Source organism: Sulfitobacter sp. 1A13368 (assembly GCF_043557275.1).
Lineage (GTDB): Bacteria > Pseudomonadota > Alphaproteobacteria > Rhodobacterales > Rhodobacteraceae > Sulfitobacter > Sulfitobacter faviae.
The window spans coordinates 173,250-196,002 of sequence record NZ_JBIFFR010000002.1 but is presented as its reverse complement, the minus strand read 5'-3'; the positions used below and the strand labels follow the sequence as shown (position 1 = coordinate 196,002).

The window sequence follows — 22,753 nt, the reverse complement described above, 5'->3', positions numbered from 1 at the left end:
GTCAAACCTCGATTGTCTTGGGACGGCGGCGTTCAAACCAGATCACCACCAGCAAACGGGTGACGAAGAAGGCGGTGAAGACCGATGTGACGATGCCCAGCCCCAGCGTCACGGCAAAACCGCGGACCGGGCCAGAGCCGAGAGCGAAGAGGATGACCGCCACGATGAAAGTGGTGATATTGGCATCCAGAATGGCGCTGAGCGCACGCTCATACCCCAGTGAGATCGCCCGCGCGGCACCCTTGGCGTTGCGCTGCTCCTCGCGGATACGCTCGAAAATCAACACATTGGCGTCAACCGCCATGCCGACTGTCAGCACGATCCCGGCGATGCCGGGCAACGTCAGCGTGGCTCCGATCAGGCTCAATAGGCCAAAGATCAGCCCGACGTTGATGATCAGCGCGATATTGGCGAAGAAGCCGAACAGCCCGTAGGACGCCCACATGAAGAACAGGACAGCGACAAAGGCGACCACGGTCGCGATCTTGCCCGCGTCGATGCTGTCTTGGCCCAGTTCCGGCCCGATGGTGCGCTCTTCGACAAAGCTCAGACCGGCAGGCAGCGCACCTGCGCGCAGCAGCACGGCAAGGTTGGTGCTTTCCTCGACCGAGAAGCGTCCGGTGATGATGCCCGACCCGCCGGGAATATGGCTTTGAATGGTGGGCGCGCTGATGACTTCGTTGTCGAGCACGATGGCGAAGGGAGAGCCGATGTTCTCAGCCGTGTAATCGCCGAACTTGCGTGCGCCGGAGGTGTCAAAACGGAAGGACACGGCAGGCGCGCCGTTCTGGTCAAAGCTCGGCTGCGCGTCGACGAGTTGTTCGCCGGTGACAACGGGGGCGGTCTCGATCGTGTAGAAGACGCCCTCTTCGTCGGCGGCAGGCAGGATCGCGTTGCCGATGCCGGGGTTGTCGTTTTCGTTCGAGCCACGATTGACCACCGGATTGAAGGTCAGCTGCGCCGTGGTGCCGATGATGGCTTTCAACTCGGCCGCCGAACCGATGCCCGGCACTTGGATCAGAATGCGGTCCGCACCCTGACGCTGGATCGTCGGCTCACGGGTGCCGACTTCGTCAATGCGGCGGCGCACGATTTCGAGGCTCTGCTGCATGGTGCGTTCGTCGGTCGCCTGTTTCTCGGCATCCGACAGGGTGATGGTGATGATGCCATCGGCCCCGCTCACGTCGATGTCGCTGCCGCCTGCGCCGGTCACGGTGGTGACGGGGCGGGCCAGATCACGGGTGATTTGCAGCGCTTCGGCCATTTTCGACGGATCGTTCAGACGGACCCGCAACTCCCCCGCTGGCGCCTCTTGCCGGCGAACCGGGGTCAGGCTGCGCAGGGCGTCGCGCACCTCGGGCCATTGTGCTTCCATGCGCGAGGCATAGACATCGGCCAATTGCACTTCGGCCAGCAGATGCGCACCGCCGCGCAAATCGAGGCCGAGGTTCACCAGCCCCGAGGGCATCCAATCAGGCCAAAGCGCGCGCTGCGCTTCCAGTTCGGGCGTACTGCCCTGAACCTCGATGGCCGCAACGGCGTCATTGTGCTTTTCGACAGGAGCGTAAAAGGCATTGGGAAGCGCCAGCCAAAGCCCTGCCAAACAGGTCAGGACAATGACAATCCGCTTCCACAGATCAATCTGTAGCATAGTTCCGCCTTTGGGTTGCGGCCTCGGGGTAGGGTTTATTTCGCCGGTTCGGTCTTGGAGACCACGGTGGCGATGGTGGCCTGCACCACGCGAATTTTCACGCCTTCGGCGATTTCCACCTCAAGCTCGCCATCATCTTTGACCTTGGAGACCTTGCCGATGATGCCGCCTTGGGTCACGACCTGATCGCCCCGGCGCAGACCGGCCACCATGGCCTGATGTTCCTTCGCCTTCTTCTGCTGCGGGCGGATGAGCAGAAAATACATGATCGCGAAGATCAGGATCAGCGGCACGAATTGCTGGATGCCTTCCATGGGGGTCGTCCTTTTCGATGGGTATTGGGCCACAAAATGGGCCTTGAGAATTTGGCCAGAACCTATGCGCGGTGGCAGCGGGGTGCAAGGTGGAAAGCCGATGCCGCCTGCCCGCCCGCGCGGGGCCAATCGCCGCATGGTTGCGGCCCCTACCCCCGCACCGCACATTAAGGCATAAGGCAGCAAAACCGACTCACCCGATCTTGAGGACAAACCCATGCACGACATCCGCGCCATCCGCGACAATCCCGAGGCTTTTGACGCCGCTCTCGCCCGCCGGGGCGAGGCTGCGATGTCGCAGGCGGTGCTGTCCCTCGATGCCGCGCGCCGCGCCAAGATCGCCGCCGCCGAGACCGCCAAGGCCGAGCAGAACAAGGCCAGCAAGGAAGTCGGTGCCGCCAAGGGTCGGGGCGACGAGGCCGAGTTCGAGCGTCTGCGCGCGCTGGTCAGCGACAAGAAGGCCGAAGTCGCCGCGATGAACGCCGAGGCGCAGGAGTTGGACGCGAAGCTGACCGACATGCTCGCCCGCATCCCCAACAACCCCGCCGAGGACGTGCCTCAAGGCGATGATGAGAACGACAATGTCGAGGTGAAGAACTGGGGCGAGAAGCCCGCCTTCGACTTCAAACCGGTCGAGCATTACGAGATTAAAGGCGTCAAACCCGGCATGGATTTCGAGACCGCGGCGAAGACTTCGGGCGCGCGTTTCGTCATGCTGAAAGGTGCCGTGGCGCGGGTGCACCGCGCGCTGGCGCAGTTCATGATCGACACTCATGTGGATGAAAATGGGCTGACCGAGGTAAACTCCCCCGTGCTGGTGCGCGACGAGGCGATGTATGGCACCGACAAACTGCCGAAGTTCGGCGAGGACAGCTATCAGACGACGGATGGCTGGTGGCTGGTGCCGACCTCCGAAGTGCCGCTGACCTATTCGGTGGGCGGCGACACGCTAGAGCAAAGCGCCCTGCCGATCCGTCTCACCGCCCATACCCTCTGCTTCCGTTCCGAGGCCGGAAGCGCGGGCCGCGACACCGCCGGGATGCTGCGCCAACACCAGTTCGAAAAGGTCGAGATGGTTTCGATCACCCACCCGGATGAGAGCGACGCCGAACAGCAGCGCATGGTGACCTGCGCCGAAGGCATCCTCGAAAAGCTCGGCGTGCCCTACCGCACGGTGATCCTCTGCACCGGCGACATGGGCTTCGGCGCGCGGCGGACCTATGACATCGAAGCCTGGGTGCCGGGGCAGGATTGCTACCGCGAGATCTCCTCGGTCTCGACCACCGGCGATTTTCAGGCGCGGCGCATGAACGCGCGGTTCAAGCCCGAAGGCGGTGGCAAGCCGCAGTTCGTGCATACGCTGAATGGCTCGGGGCTGGCGGTTGGGCGTTGCCTGATCGCGGTGCTGGAAAATGGCCAGCAGGCGGATGGCTCTGTGAAGCTGCCCGAAGCGCTTGCGCCCTATCTGGGGGGCAAGACGACCCTCACGGCGGAAGGTGTGCTCGCCTAAGGGTGAGCCACCGCTAGGCCCGATCCGCGCCGAAGGGGGCGGGCCATCGCCTGCCCGCCCCGCCCCGCCGGGGAGCGTGCGAGATTATGGGGGGGCGCACCTTTGGTGCGACTGGATAGGCGCTGGCCCTTGGTTGCCGTGGCGCGCGGGCGCTCTAGGATTAGCTGTAACGCAACAGCTAATCCCGCGAGGCCGACCTTGCCCAAATCCTCCCGCACCCTGATCGCCGTGCTTGCCCTCCTGCTCAGCATCGCCTTCGCGATCTCACCCTTTTTCGTTCCCAGCTTTTCGGGCTTTGATCCGAACCAATTTCCCATTCCCCAAGACAACCCGCCCGCGCAGCCTGCGGGCTATGCCTTTTCCATCTGGGGGGTGATTTACCTGTGGCTGATCGCGGGCCTTGGCTATGGCCTGCTGCGCGCGCCGCGGGATGGGCAGTGGCATGACATGCGCGTGCCGCTCTGCCTGTCGCTCGCCGTGGGGACCACATGGCTCGCCGTGGCCACCATGAGCCCGGTCTGGGCCGCGATACTGATCTGGATCATGCTGATCACCGCCCTCATCGCCCTATTCCTTGCTCCGGTCGAAGACCCGCTCTGGGCCGCCGCGCCGGTGGGGCTCTACGCAGGCTGGCTCTCTGCCGCTTCCTGCGTGTCGCTGGCGCTGCTGGCCGCAGGATACGGCTATTTGGAAGAGCAGACAGCAGCGGTGGTCTTTGTCGGGCTGGCGATTGCAATCGGCGCCATCGTCCAGACCGCTCTGGGGCGGACACCGACCTATGGCATCGCGGTGATCTGGGGGCTGGTGGGCGTGGTCGTGACCAATTGGGGCGAGGCGCCCTTGGTCGCCTATCTGGCGCTCGGGGGCAGCGTCATCGTGGCGCTGCCCACCGTCAGGGCATTCCGGCGCGGCTGAGCGCGCTTAGTCCTTGCGGCGACCGTCGGTGTGCTTGCGCAGCTTCGATGGCGCCGCTTTCTTGCGGTTCTTATAGGGGTTGGCGTCGGACTGGCCGCGCATCCACAGACGGATCGGCGTGCCGGGCATGTCGAAATCCAACCGCAACCCATTGACCAGATAGCGCGTGTAGCTGTCCGGCACCTTGTCGGGATGGCTGCACATCACCACGAAGCCCGGCGGACGGGTCTTGGCTTGGGTCATATAGCGCAGCTTGATGCGCTTGCCCTGCGGCGCGGGAGGCGGATGCGCCTCCATCATGCCCGAGAGCCAGCGGTTGAGCTGCGCGGTGGTCACCCGGCGGTTCCAGACCTCATAGGCGCGCATGATCGCGGCCTGAAGCCGGTCGAGGCCCCTGCCCGTCTTGGCCGACACGGTGATCAGCGGCGCACCGCGCAACTGCGGCAAGAGCCGCTCGAAGCTTTCTTTGAGATCGCGCAGTTTCTCCTGCCGGTTCTCTTCGATGTCCCATTTGTTCACGGCGACGACCACGGCACGGCCCTCACGCTCGGCCAGATCGGCGATGCGCAGGTCTTGCTGCTCGAACGGGATTTCGGCGTCGAGCAGAAGCACCACAACCTCGGCGAATTTCACCGCGCGCAGACCGTCGCTAACGCTGAGTTTTTCCAGCTTCTCCTGAACCTTGGCCTTCTTGCGCATCCCGGCAGTGTCGAAAATACGCATCGGCACCGGCTCACCATTCGGCCCGGCCCATTCGGTGGTCAGCGAGATCGCATCGCGGGTGATCCCAGCCTCTGGCCCGGTCAGTAGACGGTCCTCACCCAGAATCTGGTTGATCAGCGTCGACTTGCCCGCATTGGGGCGGCCCACCACGGCGACCTGCAGCGGCTTGGCGCGGGTCGGCATCGGCAAGGATTCGGCTTCGAGATCGGCGTCATCCTCAGGCAGGTCCACATCCGTCTCGGGCGCGTCTTGGGTGGCACGTTCAGCATATTCATCCGCCAGCGGCATCAGGGCGGTGTAAAGATCGGTCAGCCCCTCGCCATGCTCGGCGGACATGCGAATGGGCTCGCCCAGACCCAGCGAATAGGCCTCGATCATTCCGGCGTCGGCGGCCTTGCCCTCCCCCTTGTTGCCGGCAAGAATCACATGGGCGGATTTTTTCCGCAGGATCTCGGCAAAGACCATGTCAGAGGGGGTTACGCCCACGCGGGCGTCGATCATGAAGAGACAGACATCAGCCATGTCTACCGCACGTTCGGTCAGGCGGCGCATCCGGCCTTGCAGGCTGTCGTCGGTGACCTCTTCCAGCCCCGCCGTGTCGATCACGGTAAAGCGCAGGTCGGCCAATTTGGCCGCGCCTTCGCGCAGGTCGCGGGTCACGCCGGGCTGGTCATCGACCAGCGCAAGGCGTTTGCCGACAAGGCGGTTGAACAGCGTGGATTTACCGACATTGGGACGGCCCACGATGGCAAGGGTAAAGGACATAATTCAGGCTCCGGGCCCCGGTTGGGCCAGTTCAGACACGCGCCTTAGCCTATTTGCGGCCTAACGGAAAGCGTGCAATTGCCCCTTGGTGGAGACGACATATAGCGTGCCGCCCGCCACGACGGGGGCGGTTGTCGCCCCGCCGGGGATTTGGGTGGTGCCGGTCAGCCCGCCGCTCACGGGGTCAAAGCTGCGCAGCACCCCGTCGTTCGAGGCCACGATCACGCGCCCCCCGGCGATGATCGGGCCGTAGTGGGCCACCACTTCGGATTGCTTCTTGGGCTTGTCCTTGACGAAATTCGGCAGCGGCGTGCCCCAGATGCGGCGACCCGTGCTGGCGTCGAGTCGGACCAGTTCGTTCAGGTCCGTCACCGCAAAGACAGAATCGCCCGCAGGCCAGACCGGACCAATCGCCCCGTCGCGCGCGACCCATTTGCGGTCGCCGCTGTTGACATCCAGCGCGGCCAGACGGCCCGAATGGTTGCCCACATAGACGGTCCCGTTCGAGACCACAGGCGCACTTGTCACATCGCCCACAAAGCTCAGCGCGCGGCCCGGACGTTTGCCCAGAACAGAGGTCGACCACCGCTCAAGCCCGCCTTGGCGGAACAGCCCCTGCACCTCGCCAGAGCCGAAGGCGAAGATCGCCAGATCGCTGGTGACGGCGGGCGCAGGCGCGCCCAAAACGTTGCTAAGGCTGGTGACCGCACCGGTTTGCCACTGAATGCGGCCAGTAGCCTTGTCTAGCGCCCAGCCGGTATCGTCGCCCGCCGTGAGATAGACCAGATCGCCCGAGACGGTCGGCGTGCCCGAACCGGTGGCGTCAAGGTCTTGGGTCCAGCGCACGCCGCCCGTCGTCACGTCGAGCGCGGCCAAAATGCCAAAGCCCACGGAGACATAGAGCGTTTCCCCATCCACGGCGAGGCCGCCACCGGTGGCTTGGCCTTCGCGGTCGGATGCGGGGGTGAGGTCACGGGTCCAGAGCGTTTGGCCCGAGGTCGAGGTCGCTGTGACCTGCGCCCCGGCGTCGAGCGTGAAGACACGCCCGCCCGCCACCACCGGATCGGCGGTGATACGTTGTTTGCGGCTGTCGCCCGCGCCGATATCGGCACTCCAGACCGGCTGTAACGCGGTGCGCAGCGCGGGATGGCTGATGCGGGTCGCGGCGGTACCGATGCTATGGGTCCAGTTGGCGTTGTTCACCGTGCCGCCCAGAGCGATGGCGCGGCTGGTATTCTCTGGCACGGGGCCAGTGGCGGCGTCGAAGGCAGGGTCTTGCACGCCGGGGTTTTGCAGCACCGCGCGCACGTCTTCGCGTTTGCCCGGCAGATAAGTCTGCTCATCCGCGCAGGCCGTCAGCAACAGCGCGGCACCAATGGCCCCCGCCACGCCCAGACCCCGCAGACCCGCTTGCCCGGGTTCGGTTTCGCGATGCTTCGTCATGGACCTGCTCACTTTCTGTCTTTCCTCAACCTTCACGCCCCCGCCATTTTTGGCGGGTGGATATGTGTCAGTCACCCGTTGCTTCGGGGATCTCCAGCGCGGCCTCTGCGGCGGCGCTCTCGTCACCCGGTTCTTCACCCAAGGCCACAATCACCTGAAGGGCGCGTTGTTGCAAGTCCGGGGTGGTTTCCGCATCGGAGAGAATGGACTGGTAGCGCGCCACGGCCTTGTCGATCTCACCCTCTTGGATGTCGATCAGCGCCAGTTGCTCTTCGGCCAGCAGGCGCAGCGGGGCACCCGGCTGGGCCAGCGCTTCGAGCGCCTGACGCCGCTCGGCCACGGGTACCGATTGGCCCTGAAGGGTCACGATCTTGAACTGCGCCAAGGCCCGGTAGATCGGCGCGAGGTCACCGTCGAGCGCCACGGCATCAAGCTGCTCCACAGCGGCATCGGTCTCACCCGCTTCGGCCAGCGCATCGGCGCGCATGAAGTTCAGCACGGCGCGGGCCCCGGGGCCATCGGCCTCGATCGGGGCGAGCGCTTCGGCGCGGGCATTGCTGGCATCCGCTTCGAGCGCGGCAAGCATCGCATCCCCCAGAGCTTCGGCCTCGGCCCGCTCCTGTGCTTTGCTGTATTCGTTCCACGCGGCGCCGCCGACGATGGCCACCACGGCCAGCACGGCGATCCAACCATAGCGGCGCAGGTAGCCGTATAGCCGGTCGCGGCGGACCTCTTCGTTCACTTCGTCAATAAAACTGTCGGTATCGCTCATCGCGCCCTGCCCCCGGCCTGATTTTGCCCCTCTTACCGCGCGTGGCCAGCCAAGCCAAGACCCAGCGAACCGCAGCGCCTTTTCGCCGACCGCTTGGCCCGGGGGCGCGTCACGCTAGGTCAGGGGCAGAATGCAGCGAAAGGAGACGATAATGAAAGCGATTTCACTGGCAGCAGGTGTCGTGATGGCGGCCATGCCCGCATTGGCGCAGGATTTGGTGGCCAAGGTCTCACCCCATGACGTGCCCACGACGATGGACCGACTGGAAAGCGCGGTCGAGGCAGCAGGGGCCGAGGTCTTTGCCCGGGTCGATCATGCCGCCGGGGCCGAAAAGGCCGAGATGGAATTGCGCCCGACGCAGCTTTTGATCTTTGGCAACCCAAAGCTCGGCACCCCCGCGATGCAGGATGCCCAGACCGCCGGGCTGGACCTGCCGATGCGGGTGCTGGTCTACGCCGATGGCGAGGGGGCCGTGCATGTGACCTATGCCGCGCCTGAAACGCTGGTCACCGCCCACGGCCTGCCCGAAGAGGCGGAATATCTCACCAAGATGACCAAGGCGCTGGACAATCTCACCGCCAAGGCGATCGGCGAGGAATAACGCCCCCTCCCCGCCCCGGCCTTTTAGGGTTTGGGCGGGGTGTTCTGCGCCTTGATCAGGTTTTCCAGATCGGTCAGCCGCGACATGACCTCATCGCGGTAGGTGTTGGTCTGCTCGTTGCTTTCCTCATGATGCGCGTCTTGCATCGAGTTCACGATCAGGCCGACCAAAAGGTTCACCACCGCGAAGGTGGTGACCATGATAAAGGGCACGAAGAACATCCAGGCATAGGGATAGACCTCCATCACCGGGCGCACGATGCCCATGGACCACGACTCGAGCGTCATGATCTGGAACAGCGAATAGCCCGACTGGCCCAGCGTGCCGAACCACTGCGGAAAATCCGCGCCAAAGAGTTTGGTGGCCATGACGGAGGCGATGTAGAAGATCACCCCCATCAGCAAAAAGACCGAGCCCATGCCGGGCAGCGCGTTGACCAGCCCCTCGACCACGCGGCGCAGCGAGGGCGCGACCGAGACGACGCGCAAGAGCCGCAGGATGCGCAGGGCCCGCAGAACGCTGAGCCCTTGGGTGGCCGGGATCAGCGAGATGGCGACGATGACGAAGTCAAAGATGCTCCACCCGCGTTTGAAGAAATCAAGCCCGCGCCCGAAAAGCTTGATCGCAATTTCGATGACGAAAATGGCGAGACAGATACGGTCCAGCAGCAGGATCAGCGGCCCAACCTGCCCCATCACCTCCTCCGAGGTCTCAAGCCCCAAGATCACGGCGTTAAAGAGAATGACGCCCAGAATGAAATTCTGGAACGAAGGGCGGTCGGCCAGCCGGGCGGCGCGGGCGCGCAGCGAGGTCTGCGAGGGGGTCGAAAGATCGGTCATGGCGGTAGATATCATGCGCCGCCCCGCACAGTGCAAGAGCAGATCGCCCGCAAATGCACCCCTCGGCGGCAATGCCCCGCCTTGCCTGCCGAAACAGAAGGCGGGGCCAGCTTCTCCGTCTACTCTTCTTCCGCCTGCTGGCGCTGCCAAAGCTGGGCATAGCGCCCACCTTGGGCGAGCAGCACCTCATGGCTGCCCTGTTCGATGATCTCGCCCTTCTCCAACACGACGATGCGGTCGGCCTCGGCGATGGTCGAGAGGCGGTGGGCGATGGTCAGCACCGTGCGCCCTTGGCCCGCGCGGCGCAGCGCGTCTTGGATCTCATGCTCCGTCTCGCTGTCGAGCGCGCTTGTGGCCTCATCCAACAGCAGGATCGGCGGATCTTTCAGCAGGGTCCGCGCGATGCCCACGCGCTGTTTCTCGCCGCCCGACAGTTTCAGGCCCCGCTCGCCCACCGTGGTCTTATACCCCTGCGGCAGCGCCATGATGAAATCATGGATCTGTGCTGCGCGCGCGGCGTCTTCGACCTCTTCCTGCGTCGCCCCATCGCGGCCATAGGCGATGTTGTAACCAATGGTGTCGTTGAACAGCACCGTATCCTGCGGCACCACGCCAATCGCCATATGCAGCGAATGCTGGGTCACGTCGCGCACGTCCTGCCCGTCGATCTTGAGCGCCCCGCCCGCGACATCGTAGAAGCGGAACAACAGCCGCCCGATGGTGGACTTGCCCGAGCCGGTCGAGCCGACGATCGCCACCGTCTCTCCGGGGCGCGCCTCAAGCGAGATGCCTTTGAGGATTTCGCGGTCGGTGTCATAGGCAAAGCGCACGTTCTCAAGCGTCACATGGCCGCCCGTCACCTTGAGGGCCGGCGCGTTTGGCTTGTCGTCAATCTCGGCCGGTTGTTCGAGCAGGCCGAACATCTGCCCCATATCCACCAGCGCCTGACGAATCTCACGGTAAACGGTGCCGAGGAAGTTCAGTGGCACGGTCAGTTGGATCATGTAGGAGTTCACCATGACGAAGTCGCCGACGCTCAGCTCGCCGCTTTGCACGCCCATCGCCGCCATGACCATGACGCCCACGAGCCCCGCAGTGATGATCAGGGCTTGGCCGAAGTTCAGGAAGGCGAGCGAATAGTTCGTCTTGATCGCCGCGTTCTCATAATCGGCCATCGCCGCGTCATAGCGCGCGGCCTCGCGCCCCTCTGCGCCAAAGTATTTAACCGTTTCATAGTTCAGCAGGCTATCGATTGCCTTTTGGTTGGCGTCGGTGTCGCTGTCGTTCATCTGCCGCCGCAGGCGCACGCGCCATTCAGTGACGGCGAAGGTGAACCAGACGTAGACCGCGATGGTCACGGTCACGACCGCCAGATACCAAATATCGAAAAGCACGGCGAGGATCACACCGACGAGGATCAGCTCAAGGATCAGCGGCCCGATGGAGAAGAGCAGGAAGCGCAGCAGAAAGTCGACGCCTTTGACCCCTCGCTCGATGATCCGGCTGAGGCCCCCGGTCTTGCGGGTGATGTGATAGCGCATCGACAGTTTGTGGATGTGCTGGAAGGCCTCAAGCGCCAGCATCCGTAGGGCGCGCTGCCCGACGCGAGCAAACACCGCATCGCGGACCTGTTGAAAGCCTACGCCCATCAGCCGCGCCATGCCGTAAGCCACGGTCAGACCAATCGCGCCAAGCGCCAGCATCGGCGCCCCCTCGCCCGCCAGCGCATCCACCGCGTCGCGGTAGAAGAACGGCGTGGCGACGATGATTAGCTTCGACACCAGCAACGCCAGCATGGCCAGAACCACCCGGCGTTTCACCCATGGCATATCCTTGGGCCAGAGGTAGGGCGCGACCTTGCGCAGCACCAGAAAGCCCGACTGACGCTCGGCGGCGTCGATCATCTCGGCCTCTGTGGGGATGCGTTCGGGCTTGGGCGTCTTGCGGTCGCGCCGCCGCGCGGCGTTAGATTGGTCTGTATCGGCTGGCATGGGAATTCCTGAAGTGATTACAGGCTACATAGGCCCCATGGCCTTGGGTTGCCAGTACCGGGCGGCGCACAGCCGCTCTGCGCGCTGCGAATGCCGCCCCGGTTTTGGCCGCTCAGATCACTCCGATGCCGGGTCTTCGGGCAGGTCGAAAACCTGTCCGGGATAGATCAGATCGGGGTCGCGGATATTGGCGCTATTGGCCTCGAACACCTTCACATAGAGCAAAGGATCGCCGTAGCGCGTGCGCGAGATCGCCCAGAGCGTATCGCCCTTTTGCACCGTCACCGCGCTGAGCGGGCCGGTCAGCCCCTCGGTGGCGGCGGCCAGCACCTCGGGAGATTCGCGTTTGAAGGGGGTCTCTACCCGGCTGGTCACATCGCCGCCGCGGGAAAGCTCATCAACGCGCAGGGTATAAACACCCTGATCAACATCGGGCAGATCGCCGCGCCAGCGGCCCTCTTGATCGACCGGCAGGCTGATCACCGCGTTGTTGTTCAGATAGACGCGCACTTCGCGGGTGTCCGGCTGGGCACGGCCCGCCAGTTGCACATCGCCCTGATCGGAGTAACCGATGGTGTCGAGCGCCACATTGGTCATCACCTGCGGCGGCGCGGTGTCGAGCCGTTCGACCCCTTCGGGGGTGGATTTCAACACCGGCGCGGGCGCGGGCGGCTTCGCCGGTGCGGCGATGGTGTCGGGCTCCTCCGCAAGGGCGGGGGTTGTGGTCTCGGGCGCCGATGGGCTGCGGTCGGCGAGGTTCGGGGCCTCGGTCACGGCGGCGGGCGGTGTTTGCGCGAGCGTGGTGTCGCTTTCGACGTTTCCCGTCTCTGCCAGTGGTGTGGCTTGAGATGGCGCCTCACCGTCAGCGTTTGGCGCGGCGGTCTCGCCCTCTTCGGTGCCGGTTTCCGCCGACGGCGTTGCTTGAGAAGGCGTGGCGCTGGTCTCTGCCCCCTGATCGGCGGGACCGTCTTGTGGCGACGGCGCGGCGTTCACATCTTTAGCCGTACCCGTTCCCGCCATCGGTGTGGTTTGGGCCGGAGCGGAGCTAGTATCCTCGCTCTGCTCGGCGGCATCGTCCTGCTCCACCGTCGCGACACTCACGTCTTCGGCGCTGGCTGTTCCTGCCATCGGCGTGGCTTGGGACGGCGCGGTGTTGCTATCCGCGCTCTGCCCGGCGGCACCGTCTTGATCCAACGCCGCCGCGTTGTCGTCCTCCGCGGTGCCTTTTCCCGCCATCGGCATCGCTTGAGAAGGTTGCTCCGACGTTCTGCTCTCTACGTCAGCGGTCCCGGTATCGGAGAGCGGGGTGGTCTGAGCGGGGGCGGAGGCGACTTCCTCTTCGGCGATAGCCGGGTTTTGCTCTGTCGATGCGGTGTTTTCGTCCGGGCTGGCCTCGTCTTGCGTCGACTGTCCTCGGTGCGCCTCTACGTCTTGCACGTCCGCATTGTCGGTCGCGGCGCGCTCCGCCTCGGCTGTGGCCGTGCCGGCCAGAGGGGTCGCCTGCCCCGGCTGCGCAGCGGCTGGGTTTTGACCCGTAGCTGTCGCGCTCTGCTCTTCGGCGTCGTTTGTAGTTGCCGGAATCGGCTCTTCCATCGTGGTCTCAGAGATTTCAGGCTCTGTCGCCTCGTCCGGCTCTGTGGCCCCCTCCTCAACCGACGCGACCGGGGTTTCCTCCGGCGCGATATCGGCCTCGGCCAACTGCACGGGCGCTGCGCGAGGGGTGAGAATAATCTCCTCTTCCGAAGCAAGCTCCGCCGCGCCGTCCTGGCCCAAAAGCGTCAGCACATGGCCCTTGCCATCGGGCGGGATCATGGCAAGGGTCGCGAATTTCCCGGCCCCATCGGCGGTGGCGCGGGCCACCTCTTCGCCATCCTTCAACACGGCCACGGTGCTGCCGGGCGCCGCGCGGCCCGCGATCACCGTCATCCCGTCGCTTTCGCGGCGCACTTCGTCAAAGGCCGGGGCCTGCGGCACCGCCTCGGGCTCCGTCGCCGCATCACCCTCGGGGCCGACCGAGACACCTTTCACCGCATCTGGCACCAGCGTGGCATTCACAGGGGTGGCATCGCGTTCGGGGAGCACGGCCACCGTTTCGGGGGCCGCCTCCTCCGGCGCGCCGCGCTTGCTGCCGATCCAAGCGCCAAGCGCCAGCACCGCCGCCGCAAAGGCGCCCGCCGCCATCGCCCCCATGCCGCCAAACCGGCCAAATCCCTTGAACATTCTCTACTTCCCCTGTGGTTGAGCCTTTTTAGCAAGCAGGCTAACAGGGGTCAAAAGCGCAGACGATCCGCGCAGAATTTTCCTAATCAACAGGACGCTTTACCATGCAACATTCTGTCTGTGTCTATTGCGGCTCCCGCCCCGGCGACGACGAAGCCTTCATCCAAGACGCCGAAACATTGGGCCGCGGTCTGGCCGAGGCCGGGCTGCGGCTGGTCTATGGCGCGGGCGATGTCGGGCTGATGGGCAGCGTTGCGCGCGCCGCCCAAACGGCAGGGGGCGACACCTTCGGCGTGATCCCTGCGCATCTCGTGGCATGGGAAGTCGGCAAGACCGATCTGACCCGCTATATCGTGACCGAAACGATGCATGAGCGTAAAAAAGTGATGTTCATGAACTGCGATGCCGTGGCGGTTCTGCCCGGCGGCGCGGGGTCATTGGACGAGCTGTTCGAGGTGCTGACATGGCGCCAGTTGGGCCTGCATGAGAAACCCATTTTCCTTGTGAACACAAATGGATACTGGGATCCTTTCATGTCGCTCATGAACCATGTCGTGACCCATGGCTTTGCCGATGCGACGCTGCTGGATTACGTCACCGTGGTGCCGGATGCCGAGGCCGCTCTCAGCGCTCTGCGCCGCGCTTTGTCCTGACGGAAGGTGCTGACGGAATAGACCGCCAGCGCGCACCAGATCAGCACAAAGGCCTGCACATGCCAGCCCGTGAACGGTTCGCGAAACAGGACCACGGCGCAGAAAAACTGCAAGGTCGGGTTGATGTAGCTCAGCAATCCGGCCGTCGCCATCGACAATCGCCGCGCCGCGTAGCTGAACAGGATCAGCGGCGTCGCGGTGATCGGCCCGGCGAGTATCAGCAGCGCCGTATCGCGGAAGGAGGCCCCGAAGGCCCCCGCCCCATTGTCACCCGTTTGCCACAGCACGAGCACCGCAAGGGGCGACAACAGCAGCACCTCAGCGGTGACAGAGACGACCGGCCCCACCGCCAACCGCTTTTTCGCCAGCCCATAAAGCCCAAAAGACGCCGCCAGCGCCATCGCGAGCCAAGGCGCGGTGCCCAAGCCATAGGTGAGCAGCGAGACCGCGACTGTCACCAACCCGACCGCGCAAAGCTGTACGGGGCTCAGTCGCTCGGCAAAGACAAGACGGCCCAGCAGGACGGAGACCAGCGGGAAGATGTAATAGCCCAAGGCCGCCTCCGTCGCCTGCCCGCTCTGAACCGCCCAGATGAAAAGATACCAATTCGTCGCAATCACCAGCGCCGCGAAAGCAAGCAGCCCAAAAGCCCGCGGCCCGGCCATCGCGTCAAGGATCGCGCGCAAACGCCGCTGCACTGCCAGCACGATCACGAAGAACACGAGCGACCAGAGGGTGCGATGGGCCAGCACCTCGGCGGCGGGCACATGCGACAGCAATTTGTAGAAGATAGACGACAGCCCCCAGATACAGCAGGCCGCGATCATGGCGGCGAAACCCTTGGTGGTGTCGGTCATGGGAAATCCTTGGCGCGGTAGACTGCTTCCTTGTGAAGGCAATCAATTCCCGCGCCAAGGGAAAACTCAGGTTTGGGCCAATTCCCCGGCCACGATCTTTTCGATCTCGTCGATGGGGTGGTTGGTCAGGGTCTTGGGGATTTCCCCTACCACCTTGCTCTGCACCTCTTTGTGGAGGTCATCGCGCAGGTCGCCCAGTACTGCCGGAGGGGCCACCAAGACGATCCGATCAAAGCGGCCCTTATGGGCCAGCTTGTAAAGGATGTCGGACAAGTCCTTGGCAAATCGCTCTTTTTCCAGCTCATGCCAATCCGTGTCGTCAAAGGCAGAGCGGTGCCCGCTCGGACCATCGCTCATCCGACCGGGGCGATTGGCGGCTTGCTCCCGCGCCGGTGGGTTCTCCTGCTCTTCCTTGCGCACGACTTGAAGATAGGGGTCTTCGCCATCGGTGTGGTTTTGCAGGAAAAGGGCCTTTTCGCCATCCGCGATCAGCACCCATGTGTCTTGGCTGAGTTTGGTCATGAAGGCTCTCCATGGTTGCGTTTGTCTTCGCCGGTGACGCGGGTCACGCCGTCTTCGCCCTTTTCGGCGCGGCGCATGGCGTCTTGGGTGCCAACGTCCTTTTGCAGATCACCCCCGGCGCGGCCACCTTGGTCTGGCGTCTCGGTATCGGAGAGGAATTTTTCGGTCTCCTTGCTACCGTCGTTGGATCGCTTCCGCTCGGCCATGTTGTCCTCCTTTTTTTACGTGAAGTCTCAGGAGAAAAACATCCGCGAAGGGTCTTGGGTTCCAACGAAAAAACCCCGCAGCAGGCTGCGGGGTTTCTGTCTTGTTCGGGCTGGCCGTAAGGCCGCGCCGCCATATCACAGACGCTAGGCGACGTTGTCCCAGTTCACCCAGCCTGCGGCGTAGCCGTGGGCGTCGGTGACTGGGAGAGCGCCACACGCATCAGGCGCGAGCGGCTCTCGCATGCGCCCCGCTAGATCACATGCGCGACGCGACGTTGTCCCAGTTCACAAGGTTGTCGAGGAAGTTCGACAGGTAGTCGGGACGCGCGTTGCGGAAGTCGATGTAGTAGGAGTGCTCCCACACGTCACAGCCGAGCAGCGCAGTCTGGTCGAAGCAGAGCGGGTTCACGCCGTTCTCGGTCTTGGTGACCTTCAGGCTGCCGTCTTTGTCTTTCACCAGCCATGCCCAGCCGGAGCCGAACTGGCCTGCGCCCGCGGCCTTGAACTCATCCTTGAACTTGTCGACGGAACCAAAACTCTCGGTAATCGCCTTTTCCAGCTCACCGGGCATTTTGTTGTCTTCGGGGCTCATCATTTCCCAGAACTGGTTGTGGTTCCACAGCTGAGAGATGTTGTTGAAGATGCCGGACTGGGCCACGGCGTTCGGGTCGTAAGTGCCCTTGATGATCTCTTCGAGGGTCTTGCCCTCCCACTCGGTGCCCTCAATCGCCTTGTTGCCGTTGGTGACATAGGCGTTGTGGTGCTTGTCGTGGTGGTATTCCAGCGTTTCCTTGGACATGCCCTTGGATGCAAGCGCGTCGTGGGCATAGGGGAGATCGGGAAGTTCAAAAGCCATTTCTGGGCCTCCTCGTTTGGAAATTTCGCTGCGGCCACTTGATGTTGATCAAGCGGCAACGTCAAGGTCAACGTCTGCAAATCACATCCGTTCCGAGAGAAATAGTCAGTTTTTCTCTCGACTTAGGCCGTTTGGAAATGGCCGACCGCGCTGCCGGGCTGGGCCGCCACGCAAAGCTGGTCGAACATATACTGCGCGACCGAGCGAAAGCAGATCACCTCAAAGGCGCCATCGTCGCGCAGCCAAAAGGCGGCGGGCACCTGCCCCATCCGCGTGCGGCGGAACATGCCGGGGGTGAATTGATCTGGGGCGAGGTCGACGGGGGCGAGCTTGGCCAGCACCTCCCGCGCATGGGGGCCTTCGACACGAAACGCCGCCCGCGCGCCGGAGACATCCATGGCGGTGGTATGGGTATCCTCGAAGGCCGCATGCAGCCGCGCCAGCACCTCGGGCACCTGCGCGTGGGGGCAGAAGAGCAGCAATTCATCGGGCGACATCCAAGCTGCCCCGGCATCCCCGGCGAAGCGGCATTGCCCCCGCTCGGGGCGCTCCACCCCGGTGAGTTTCTTAGTCACCTTGCGCAGATAGGGCGCATCAAGATCGCCGCGGATCGTAATCATGCCCATGGGTGCCACTTCGGAAATCACAGCGATACCAGCGTCATAGCGGCCGTTCTTCAATGCGCTTACGGGTTCAGACATTCTGTTTCTCCCCCTTGGGATCATAAAACACCGGATCAACGATCCGCGCCTCATAGGTCTTGCCATCGGTGCCGGGGAAGGTCAGCACCTCGCCCATCCGGTCCGGTCCATGCAGCACCAGCCCCATGGCGATGCCCCGGTCCAGCGTCGGCGAATGATAGGAGGAGGTCACCCGCCCCTGCATCACCTTCTGGCCGTTCTCATTCTCACCTTCGCCAAGCGCATAGGCCCCATCCGGCAGGGTGCTGCCATCGGTCGTCTCAAGCCCCACCAGTTTCCAGCGGGTCGGATCCTGCATATGGCTGCGCCGTTGCGCGCGTTTACCAAGGTAGTCGTCCTTCTTTTTCGAGATCGCCCAGTTCAGGCCAAGGTCTTGGGGGATCACCGTGCCGTCAGTCTCATCCCCGATCATGATGAAGCCCTTTTCGGCGCGCAGGATGTGCAGACATTCCGTGCCATAGGGCATCACGCCCAAGTCATGCCCGGCGATCAGCAGCGCGTCCCAAAAGGCTTGCCCCTGCCCCGCCTCAACCGCGATCTCATAGCTCAGCTCGCCAGAGAAAGAGATGCGGAAGACACGGACCTTGAAGCCGCCCAATTCGCCCTCGGTCCATTCCATGAAGCCAAGCGCCTCGCGGCTCAGGTCCATCCCGCCGAGTTTCTCCAGACATTTGCGGGCATTGGGCCCGACCACGGCCACCTGCGCGTAATGTTCGGTGGCGTTGACCACATGCACTTTCCAATCCCACCACTCGGTCTGGAGCCATTCCTCCATATGGGCATGGATGCTGTCGGCCCCGCCGGTGGTCGTGTGGCAGAGGAAGGTCTGCTCATCCAGACGCGCCACGACGCCATCGTCGATAAGGAAACCGTTTTCGTTGCACATCAGCCCATAGCGGCATTTGCCGGGTTTCAGCGTCGACATCATATTGGTGTACATCATGTCGAGGAACCGCGCCGCATCCGGGCCGCGCACGATCAGCTTGCCAAGGGTCGAGGCATCCAGCAGGCCGAGGTTCTGGCGTGTGTTGGTCACCTCACGCATCACCGCGTCATGGGTGCTTTCGCCGTCTCGCGCATAGGCATAGGGCCGCCGCCACTGGCCGACCGGCTCCCAGACCGCGCCGTTGGCTTCGTGCCAGTCATGTAGCGGGGTGCGGCGGATCGGCTGGAAGGTATCGCCCCGCGCCGCCCCCGCAATCGCGCCCATCGAGATCGGATGGTAAGGCGGGCGGAAGGTGGTGGTGCCGACGTTGGGGATCTCTGCATCCAGCGCCCCGGCGAGCGTGGCCAGACCATTGATATTGCTCAGCTTCCCCTGATCCGTCGCCATGCCGAGCGTAGTATAGCGTTTGGCATGTTCGACCGAGACAAAGCCCTCTTGCGCGGCCAGACGCACATCTGAGACTTTCACGTCGTTCTGGTAATCGAGAAAGGTCTTCTCGCGCAGTTTGGCGCTGGCGCCCTGCGGCATTTGCCAGACCGGCATCATCGGCGCTTCCTCGCGCCGCGCCGCCGTGGGTGCCGCCAGATCGCGCGGCAGTTTGAAGCCGAGCGACGTTGCCACCCCATCGGCAGCAGCATGGGCGTCATGCAGCACGTCGTCGAGGGCAAAGACCCCTGCCGCTGCCCCGGCGGGCGTCACGAAACCATGGCTGTCTGCCCCGGTGGGCGGGTGGTCCTGATCTGGGCGGAAACAGGCTTTTGCATCGTCCCACGTCAGCTTGCCACCGCAGTGCGACCACAGATGCACCACCGGCGACCAGCCGCCCGACATGGCCACCGCATCGCAGGCGATCTCTTCCAACACGGCCCCTTCGCCTGCCTGCGAACAGACGGCCACACCGGTCACCCGCTTGCCCCCCTGAACCGAGGATACCGCATGGCCAATGACCACCCGAATGCCAAGCGCGCGGGCCTGTGCGACCAATTCGCTGTCTTGCGGCAGGACGCGGGCATCCAGCACGGCGGGCACGTCAAGCCCCGCCTGTTTCAGCGCAATCGCCGTGAGATAGGCGTTGTCGTTATTCGTCACCACCACGGTGCGGTCACCGGGTGAGACCCCGTAATTCGCCACATAGTCGCGCATGGCCGAGGCCAGCATCACGCCCGGCACGTCATTGCCCGCAAAACTCAGCGGCCGCTCGATCGCGCCTGTGGCGGTGATCACATGGGCCGCCCGCACGCGCCAAAGCCGATGACGTGGGCCTGCGCTCTGGGGCGCATGATCCCGCAGCCGTTCATAGCCCAACACATAGCCGTGATCATAAACCCCCGCCCCCATGGTCCGGTCGCGCAGGTCCACATTCTCCATACCGCGCAGCCGGTCGAGCGTTTGCGCGATCCAATCCTCCACCGGCGCATCGTCGACCGTGCCACCGTCAACCGGCGCCCGCCCGCCCCAATGGGCCGACTGCTCCATCACGATGACACGCGCACCGCTCAGGCCCGCGGCCAAGGCGGCCTGAAGCCCCGCGACACCGCCGCCGATGACCAGCACATCGCAGAAGGCGTGGAAGTGTTCATAGGTGTCGGGATCTGCCGCCTTGGGCGCTTTGCCCAGACCAGCGGAATGGCGAATGATCGGCTCATAGAGATGCTTCCACAGCGGACGCGGATGCATGAACATCTTATAGTAGAAGCCCGCCGGCAGAAAGCGGCTGAGGTGTTTGTTGATCGCGCCCACGTCGAACTCAAGGCTCGGCCAGTGGTTCTGGCTTTCCGCGGCCAACCCCTCGTAAAGCTCGGTCGTGGTGACGCGGGCATTGGGCTCGAAATGCCCCTCTTGGCCAAGACCGACCAGACCGTTGGGCTCTTCGGGGCCGGAGGTCACGATGCCGCGCGGGCGGTGGTATTTGAACGAACGCCCGACCAGCACCTGATCATTGGCCAACAGCGCCGAGGCCAGCGTGTCGCCCTCATAGCCGCGCATTTGCTTGCTGTTGAAGGTAAAGCTCAGCGGTTTGCTTTTGTTCAGCAGGCGGCCGCCTGTGGCCAGTCTTGTGCTCATCGTGGAAAACCTTGGGGGCTGAGGATGGGGTGAATACCGGGGCGAGAAACGAGGTCGGGGGCTAGCTGGCGCGCTGCCACTGCCAATCGGGATGGCGTTTGCGGATCGCCTCAAGGATGTGATCCGGCGGGGCGAGGGTCTGCGCGGGATAGCTGCCAAAGACTTCGAGCGTGGCGGTATCGCGGGCCATGTGGAACCACTTGCCGCAGCCATAGACATGTCGCCAACGCTCAAGATGCACGCCCTTGGGGTTCTCACGCATGAAGAGGTAGCGCTCGAAATCCTCTTCGGAGCCGCCGGGGCCGATACGTTTCAAATGCGCCTCCCCGCCGCCGTGAAACTCTGTCTCTTCGGCGGTGACATGGCAGCAAGGACAGGTGAGGATCAGCATGGGCGGGCTCCTGCGCGGGTAGAGAACGGCAAAACGCCGCCCCGGCGCGACGGCGCGGAGCGGCGTGAATCGTGAAAAGGCGACGCTGCGCGCGTGGCCGAGGGGGTTTTACTCAGTCGGGGTTGCGGCCTCATCGACGGCATCCGCCGTGCCTTCGGCCGCGCCCTCAATGGTCTCGCCAGTGCTTTCGGCAGCACCTTCGATGTTGACGTTGACGTCATTCGCGCCATCAAGGTCACCCCCCGCGAAGAGGAAATAGGCCAGCAAAGCCACCACGACGACGACCGCGCCCACGATGAAGGCAAGGCCGCTGTTGCCGCCACGATCCGTTGTGGTCGTGGTTGTCGTGGTGTTGGTATGATCGACGTGATCCGTGCGGTTGTGATCCGGGGTTGCCATTGTTCAGCTCCGTTATATTCAATGTCTGAACGGGTAACCCCGGGCCGGGCACTGGCGTTCCCCCCCGTGCTGAGCAGCGGCGAATTGTGGCCGATCCACAACATCAATGCGCCACCCCGGCAGCAACGGATTCGTCGATAAAACGCCCTTCGGCGAAACGCTCAAGCCCGAAGGCGTCGGTCAGGGGCGAATGCCCCTTGGCCATCAACTCCGCAAAGCCCCAGCCCGAGCCGGGGATCGCCTTGAAGCCGCCCGTGCCCCAGCCGCCATTGATAAACACCCCCTCCACCGGGGTCTTGCTGAGGATGGGAGAGCGGTCGCCGGTGACATCCACGATGCCGCCCCATTGCCGCAGCATCTTGAGCCGCGAGATCATCGGGAAGGTCTCGACCAGCGCGCGCACCGTCTCTTCGATATGGTGAAAGCTGCCGCGTTGGGTGTAGTTGTTATGCCCGTCCGTGCCGCCGCCGATGACCATCTCGCCCTTGTCAGACTGGCTCATGTAGCCGTGCACCGTGTTGGCCATGACGACGACATCCATACAGGGCTTGACCGGCTCCGAGACCAGCGCCTGCAAGGCCACGCTTTCGATCGGCAGACGAAAGCCCGCCATATTCGCCAGCTGGCCCGAATGCCCGGCCACGACGATCCCCAGCTTGTCGCAGTCGATATCGCCGCGTGTGGTGCTGACGCCGGTCACCTTGCCGCCCGTCTGGCGCACGCCGGTGACCTCGCATTTCTGGATGATGTCCATGCCCATATCCGAGCAGGCCCGCGCATAGCCCCAAGCCACCGCATCATGCCGCGCGGTGCCGCCGCGGGCCTGCCAAAGCCCGCCCAGCACCGGGTAGCGCGGCCCGTCGATGTTGATGATCGGCACCAGTTGTTTGACCCGGTCCGGCCCGATGAATTCGGTCTGTACGCCTTGCAGGGCGTTGGCATGAGCGGTACGTTTGTAGCCGCGCACCTCATGCTCGGTCTGTGCCAGCATGATAACGCCGCGTGGGCTGAACATAACGTTGTAGTTCAGGTCTTGGCTCATTGTCTCATAAAGACTGCGCGCCTTTTCGTAGATCGCAGCCGAGGGGTCTTGCAGGTAGTTCGAGCGGATGATCGTCGTGTTGCGCCCGGTGTTGCCACCGCCGAGCCAGCCCTTTTCCAGCACCGCGACATTGGTGATGCCGAAGTTCTTGCCCAGATAATACGCCGTCGCCAGCCCATGCCCGCCCGCGCCCACGATGATCACGTCATAGCGCTTTTTCGGCTGCGCATCCCGCCATGCGCGGGTCCAGCCCGTATGATGGCGCATCGCCTCTCGGGCCACTGCGAAAACGGAGTATTTCTTCATCACGTCACTTCCCGGCAAGGATTCGGGCCGCGCGGGCGGCTGTGCTCAGTTCTGAGCCTAGGAGCA

At 63.9% G+C, this 22,753-nt stretch carries 21 protein-coding genes; 4 read left to right on the top strand and 17 right to left on the bottom strand.

Going from position 1 to position 22,753, the window contains the following annotated elements; genetic code table 11:
* Nucleotide 1 precedes the first annotated feature (1 nt).
* Together secD and yajC are read right to left on the bottom strand one after the other, a co-directional pair.
* Nucleotides 2-1,651 carry a protein translocase subunit SecD gene (gene secD, locus ACGYK4_RS04500; RefSeq protein ID WP_394455302.1) on the bottom strand — a complete coding sequence of 550 codons (1,650 nt, stop codon included), beginning with the start codon at nucleotides 1,649-1,651 and terminating at the stop codon, nucleotides 2-4.
* 35 nt (nucleotides 1,652-1,686) lie between these two features.
* Complete coding sequence (gene yajC, locus ACGYK4_RS04495; RefSeq protein WP_067627241.1) at nucleotides 1,687-1,965, bottom strand: preprotein translocase subunit YajC; 279 nt, start codon at nucleotides 1,963-1,965, stop codon at nucleotides 1,687-1,689.
* Between the two features lie 217 nt (nucleotides 1,966-2,182).
* Here yajC and serS point away from each other — a divergent pair, with 217 nt between their 5' ends.
* Both serS and ACGYK4_RS04485 read left to right on the top strand, forming a co-directional pair.
* Nucleotides 2,183-3,475: a serine--tRNA ligase gene (gene serS / locus ACGYK4_RS04490; RefSeq protein WP_394455301.1), complete on the top strand. Its 1,293-nt coding sequence runs from the start codon at nucleotides 2,183-2,185 to the stop codon at nucleotides 3,473-3,475.
* A gap of 198 nt (nucleotides 3,476-3,673) precedes the next feature.
* Nucleotides 3,674-4,390: a hypothetical protein gene (locus ACGYK4_RS04485; protein WP_394432921.1), complete on the top strand. Its 717-nt coding sequence runs from the start codon at nucleotides 3,674-3,676 to the stop codon at nucleotides 4,388-4,390.
* Between the two features lie 6 nt (nucleotides 4,391-4,396).
* Here the strand turns inward: ACGYK4_RS04485 and der are convergent, their stop codons facing one another.
* The 3 genes from der to ACGYK4_RS04470 all read right to left on the bottom strand — a co-directional run bounded on the left by der (nucleotide 4,397) and on the right by ACGYK4_RS04470 (nucleotide 8,093).
* Nucleotides 4,397-5,878, bottom strand: coding sequence for a ribosome biogenesis GTPase Der (gene der / locus ACGYK4_RS04480; protein ID WP_394400526.1), 1,482 nt, complete (start codon nucleotides 5,876-5,878; stop codon nucleotides 4,397-4,399).
* Between the two features lie 60 nt (nucleotides 5,879-5,938).
* Nucleotides 5,939-7,321 carry a PQQ-binding-like beta-propeller repeat protein gene (locus ACGYK4_RS04475; RefSeq protein WP_394455300.1) on the bottom strand — a complete coding sequence of 461 codons (1,383 nt, stop codon included), beginning with the start codon at nucleotides 7,319-7,321 and terminating at the stop codon, nucleotides 5,939-5,941.
* Between the two features lie 67 nt (nucleotides 7,322-7,388).
* Nucleotides 7,389-8,093: a hypothetical protein gene (locus ACGYK4_RS04470; protein WP_394455298.1), complete on the bottom strand. Its 705-nt coding sequence runs from the start codon at nucleotides 8,091-8,093 to the stop codon at nucleotides 7,389-7,391.
* 151 nt (nucleotides 8,094-8,244) lie between these two features.
* Here ACGYK4_RS04470 and ACGYK4_RS04465 point away from each other — a divergent pair, with 151 nt between their 5' ends.
* Nucleotides 8,245-8,694: a DUF302 domain-containing protein gene (locus tag ACGYK4_RS04465; RefSeq protein ID WP_394455297.1), complete on the top strand. Its 450-nt coding sequence runs from the start codon at nucleotides 8,245-8,247 to the stop codon at nucleotides 8,692-8,694.
* Between the two features lie 23 nt (nucleotides 8,695-8,717).
* Here ACGYK4_RS04465 and ACGYK4_RS04460 read toward each other — a convergent pair whose 3' ends face one another.
* The 3 genes from ACGYK4_RS04460 to ACGYK4_RS04450 all read right to left on the bottom strand — a co-directional run bounded on the left by ACGYK4_RS04460 (nucleotide 8,718) and on the right by ACGYK4_RS04450 (nucleotide 13,744).
* Nucleotides 8,718-9,548 carry an ion transporter gene (locus ACGYK4_RS04460; protein ID WP_394455295.1) on the bottom strand — a complete coding sequence of 277 codons (831 nt, stop codon included), beginning with the start codon at nucleotides 9,546-9,548 and terminating at the stop codon, nucleotides 8,718-8,720.
* A gap of 104 nt (nucleotides 9,549-9,652) precedes the next feature.
* A complete protein-coding gene (locus tag ACGYK4_RS04455) occupies nucleotides 9,653-11,524 on the bottom strand; it encodes an ABCB family ABC transporter ATP-binding protein/permease (protein WP_394455294.1) in 1,872 nt (623 codons plus the stop codon).
* 117 nt (nucleotides 11,525-11,641) lie between these two features.
* On the bottom strand, nucleotides 11,642-13,744 hold the full coding sequence (locus ACGYK4_RS04450) for a LysM peptidoglycan-binding domain-containing protein (RefSeq protein WP_394455292.1): 2,103 nt from the start codon (nucleotides 13,742-13,744) through the stop codon (nucleotides 11,642-11,644).
* A 104-nt stretch (nucleotides 13,745-13,848) separates the two neighbouring features.
* Here ACGYK4_RS04450 and ACGYK4_RS04445 point away from each other — a divergent pair, with 104 nt between their 5' ends.
* Nucleotides 13,849-14,397: a TIGR00730 family Rossman fold protein gene (locus tag ACGYK4_RS04445; RefSeq protein ID WP_394449944.1), complete on the top strand. Its 549-nt coding sequence runs from the start codon at nucleotides 13,849-13,851 to the stop codon at nucleotides 14,395-14,397.
* On the opposite strand, the gene rarD is transcribed toward ACGYK4_RS04445, so the two are convergent.
* The 9 genes from rarD to ACGYK4_RS04400 all read right to left on the bottom strand — a co-directional run bounded on the left by rarD (nucleotide 14,334) and on the right by ACGYK4_RS04400 (nucleotide 22,687).
* Nucleotides 14,334-15,254 (bottom strand): EamA family transporter RarD, encoded by a 921-nt coding sequence (gene rarD / locus ACGYK4_RS04440; RefSeq protein ID WP_394455290.1) that lies wholly within the window; start codon nucleotides 15,252-15,254, stop codon nucleotides 14,334-14,336. The two genes, ACGYK4_RS04445 and rarD, sit on opposite strands and share 64 nt — an antisense overlap.
* Nucleotides 15,255-15,320: 66 nt before the next feature.
* The gene (locus ACGYK4_RS04435) at nucleotides 15,321-15,776 is read right to left on the bottom strand and encodes a host attachment family protein (protein ID WP_394455288.1); all 456 of its coding nucleotides are present in this window, start codon (nucleotides 15,774-15,776) and stop codon (nucleotides 15,321-15,323) included.
* On the bottom strand, nucleotides 15,773-15,982 hold the full coding sequence (locus ACGYK4_RS04430; RefSeq protein ID WP_067266439.1) for a hypothetical protein: 210 nt from the start codon (nucleotides 15,980-15,982) through the stop codon (nucleotides 15,773-15,775). Before ACGYK4_RS04430 ends, ACGYK4_RS04435 begins: the two co-directional genes overlap by 4 nt.
* A gap of 256 nt (nucleotides 15,983-16,238) precedes the next feature.
* Complete coding sequence (locus ACGYK4_RS04425; protein ID WP_271689654.1) at nucleotides 16,239-16,838, bottom strand: superoxide dismutase; 600 nt, start codon at nucleotides 16,836-16,838, stop codon at nucleotides 16,239-16,241.
* Between the two features lie 122 nt (nucleotides 16,839-16,960).
* Nucleotides 16,961-17,539: a sarcosine oxidase subunit gamma gene (locus tag ACGYK4_RS04420; protein WP_394455287.1), complete on the bottom strand. Its 579-nt coding sequence runs from the start codon at nucleotides 17,537-17,539 to the stop codon at nucleotides 16,961-16,963.
* Nucleotides 17,532-20,549 (bottom strand): sarcosine oxidase subunit alpha family protein, encoded by a 3,018-nt coding sequence (locus ACGYK4_RS04415; protein WP_394455285.1) that lies wholly within the window; start codon nucleotides 20,547-20,549, stop codon nucleotides 17,532-17,534. The genes ACGYK4_RS04420 and ACGYK4_RS04415 overlap by 8 nt, the downstream gene beginning before the upstream one ends.
* Nucleotides 20,550-20,610: 61 nt before the next feature.
* A complete protein-coding gene (locus tag ACGYK4_RS04410; RefSeq protein ID WP_209218644.1) occupies nucleotides 20,611-20,940 on the bottom strand; it encodes a sarcosine oxidase subunit delta in 330 nt (109 codons plus the stop codon).
* Nucleotides 20,941-21,048: 108 nt separating this feature from the next.
* Nucleotides 21,049-21,339 carry a hypothetical protein gene (locus tag ACGYK4_RS04405; RefSeq protein WP_209218643.1) on the bottom strand — a complete coding sequence of 97 codons (291 nt, stop codon included), beginning with the start codon at nucleotides 21,337-21,339 and terminating at the stop codon, nucleotides 21,049-21,051.
* A gap of 103 nt (nucleotides 21,340-21,442) precedes the next feature.
* Nucleotides 21,443-22,687, bottom strand: coding sequence for a sarcosine oxidase subunit beta family protein (locus ACGYK4_RS04400; RefSeq protein WP_322329468.1), 1,245 nt, complete (start codon nucleotides 22,685-22,687; stop codon nucleotides 21,443-21,445).
* Nucleotides 22,688-22,753 lie beyond the last annotated feature (66 nt).

What these genes read in the sequence shown, in the direction of transcription:
- yajC (WP_067627241.1), bottom strand. Translation starts at nt 1,965, where the DNA reads ATGGAAGGCATCCAGCAATTCGTGCCGCTGATCCTGATCTTCGCGATC.
- ACGYK4_RS04465 (WP_394455297.1), top strand. Translation starts at nt 8,245, where the DNA reads ATGAAAGCGATTTCACTGGCAGCAGGTGTCGTGATGGCGGCCATGCCC.
- serS (WP_394455301.1), top strand. Translation starts at nt 2,183, where the DNA reads ATGCACGACATCCGCGCCATCCGCGACAATCCCGAGGCTTTTGACGCC.
- rarD (WP_394455290.1), bottom strand. Translation starts at nt 15,254, where the DNA reads ATGACCGACACCACCAAGGGTTTCGCCGCCATGATCGCGGCCTGCTGT.
- ACGYK4_RS04475 (WP_394455300.1), bottom strand. Translation starts at nt 7,321, where the DNA reads ATGACGAAGCATCGCGAAACCGAACCCGGGCAAGCGGGTCTGCGGGGT.
- ACGYK4_RS04455 (WP_394455294.1), bottom strand. Translation starts at nt 11,524, where the DNA reads ATGCCAGCCGATACAGACCAATCTAACGCCGCGCGGCGGCGCGACCGC.
- ACGYK4_RS04445 (WP_394449944.1), top strand. Translation starts at nt 13,849, where the DNA reads ATGCAACATTCTGTCTGTGTCTATTGCGGCTCCCGCCCCGGCGACGAC.
- ACGYK4_RS04435 (WP_394455288.1), bottom strand. Translation starts at nt 15,776, where the DNA reads ATGACCAAACTCAGCCAAGACACATGGGTGCTGATCGCGGATGGCGAA.
- ACGYK4_RS04420 (WP_394455287.1), bottom strand. Translation starts at nt 17,539, where the DNA reads ATGTCTGAACCCGTAAGCGCATTGAAGAACGGCCGCTATGACGCTGGT.
- secD (WP_394455302.1), bottom strand. Translation starts at nt 1,651, where the DNA reads ATGCTACAGATTGATCTGTGGAAGCGGATTGTCATTGTCCTGACCTGT.
- ACGYK4_RS04460 (WP_394455295.1), bottom strand. Translation starts at nt 9,548, where the DNA reads ATGATATCTACCGCCATGACCGATCTTTCGACCCCCTCGCAGACCTCG.
- der (WP_394400526.1), bottom strand. Translation starts at nt 5,878, where the DNA reads ATGTCCTTTACCCTTGCCATCGTGGGCCGTCCCAATGTCGGTAAATCC.
- ACGYK4_RS04410 (WP_209218644.1), bottom strand. Translation starts at nt 20,940, where the DNA reads ATGCTGATCCTCACCTGTCCTTGCTGCCATGTCACCGCCGAAGAGACA.
- ACGYK4_RS04425 (WP_271689654.1), bottom strand. Translation starts at nt 16,838, where the DNA reads ATGGCTTTTGAACTTCCCGATCTCCCCTATGCCCACGACGCGCTTGCA.
- ACGYK4_RS04430 (WP_067266439.1), bottom strand. Translation starts at nt 15,982, where the DNA reads ATGGCCGAGCGGAAGCGATCCAACGACGGTAGCAAGGAGACCGAAAAA.
- ACGYK4_RS04415 (WP_394455285.1), bottom strand. Translation starts at nt 20,549, where the DNA reads ATGAGCACAAGACTGGCCACAGGCGGCCGCCTGCTGAACAAAAGCAAA.
- ACGYK4_RS04450 (WP_394455292.1), bottom strand. Translation starts at nt 13,744, where the DNA reads ATGTTCAAGGGATTTGGCCGGTTTGGCGGCATGGGGGCGATGGCGGCG.
- ACGYK4_RS04470 (WP_394455298.1), bottom strand. Translation starts at nt 8,093, where the DNA reads ATGAGCGATACCGACAGTTTTATTGACGAAGTGAACGAAGAGGTCCGC.
- ACGYK4_RS04400 (WP_322329468.1), bottom strand. Translation starts at nt 22,687, where the DNA reads ATGAAGAAATACTCCGTTTTCGCAGTGGCCCGAGAGGCGATGCGCCAT.
- ACGYK4_RS04405 (WP_209218643.1), bottom strand. Translation starts at nt 21,339, where the DNA reads ATGGCAACCCCGGATCACAACCGCACGGATCACGTCGATCATACCAAC.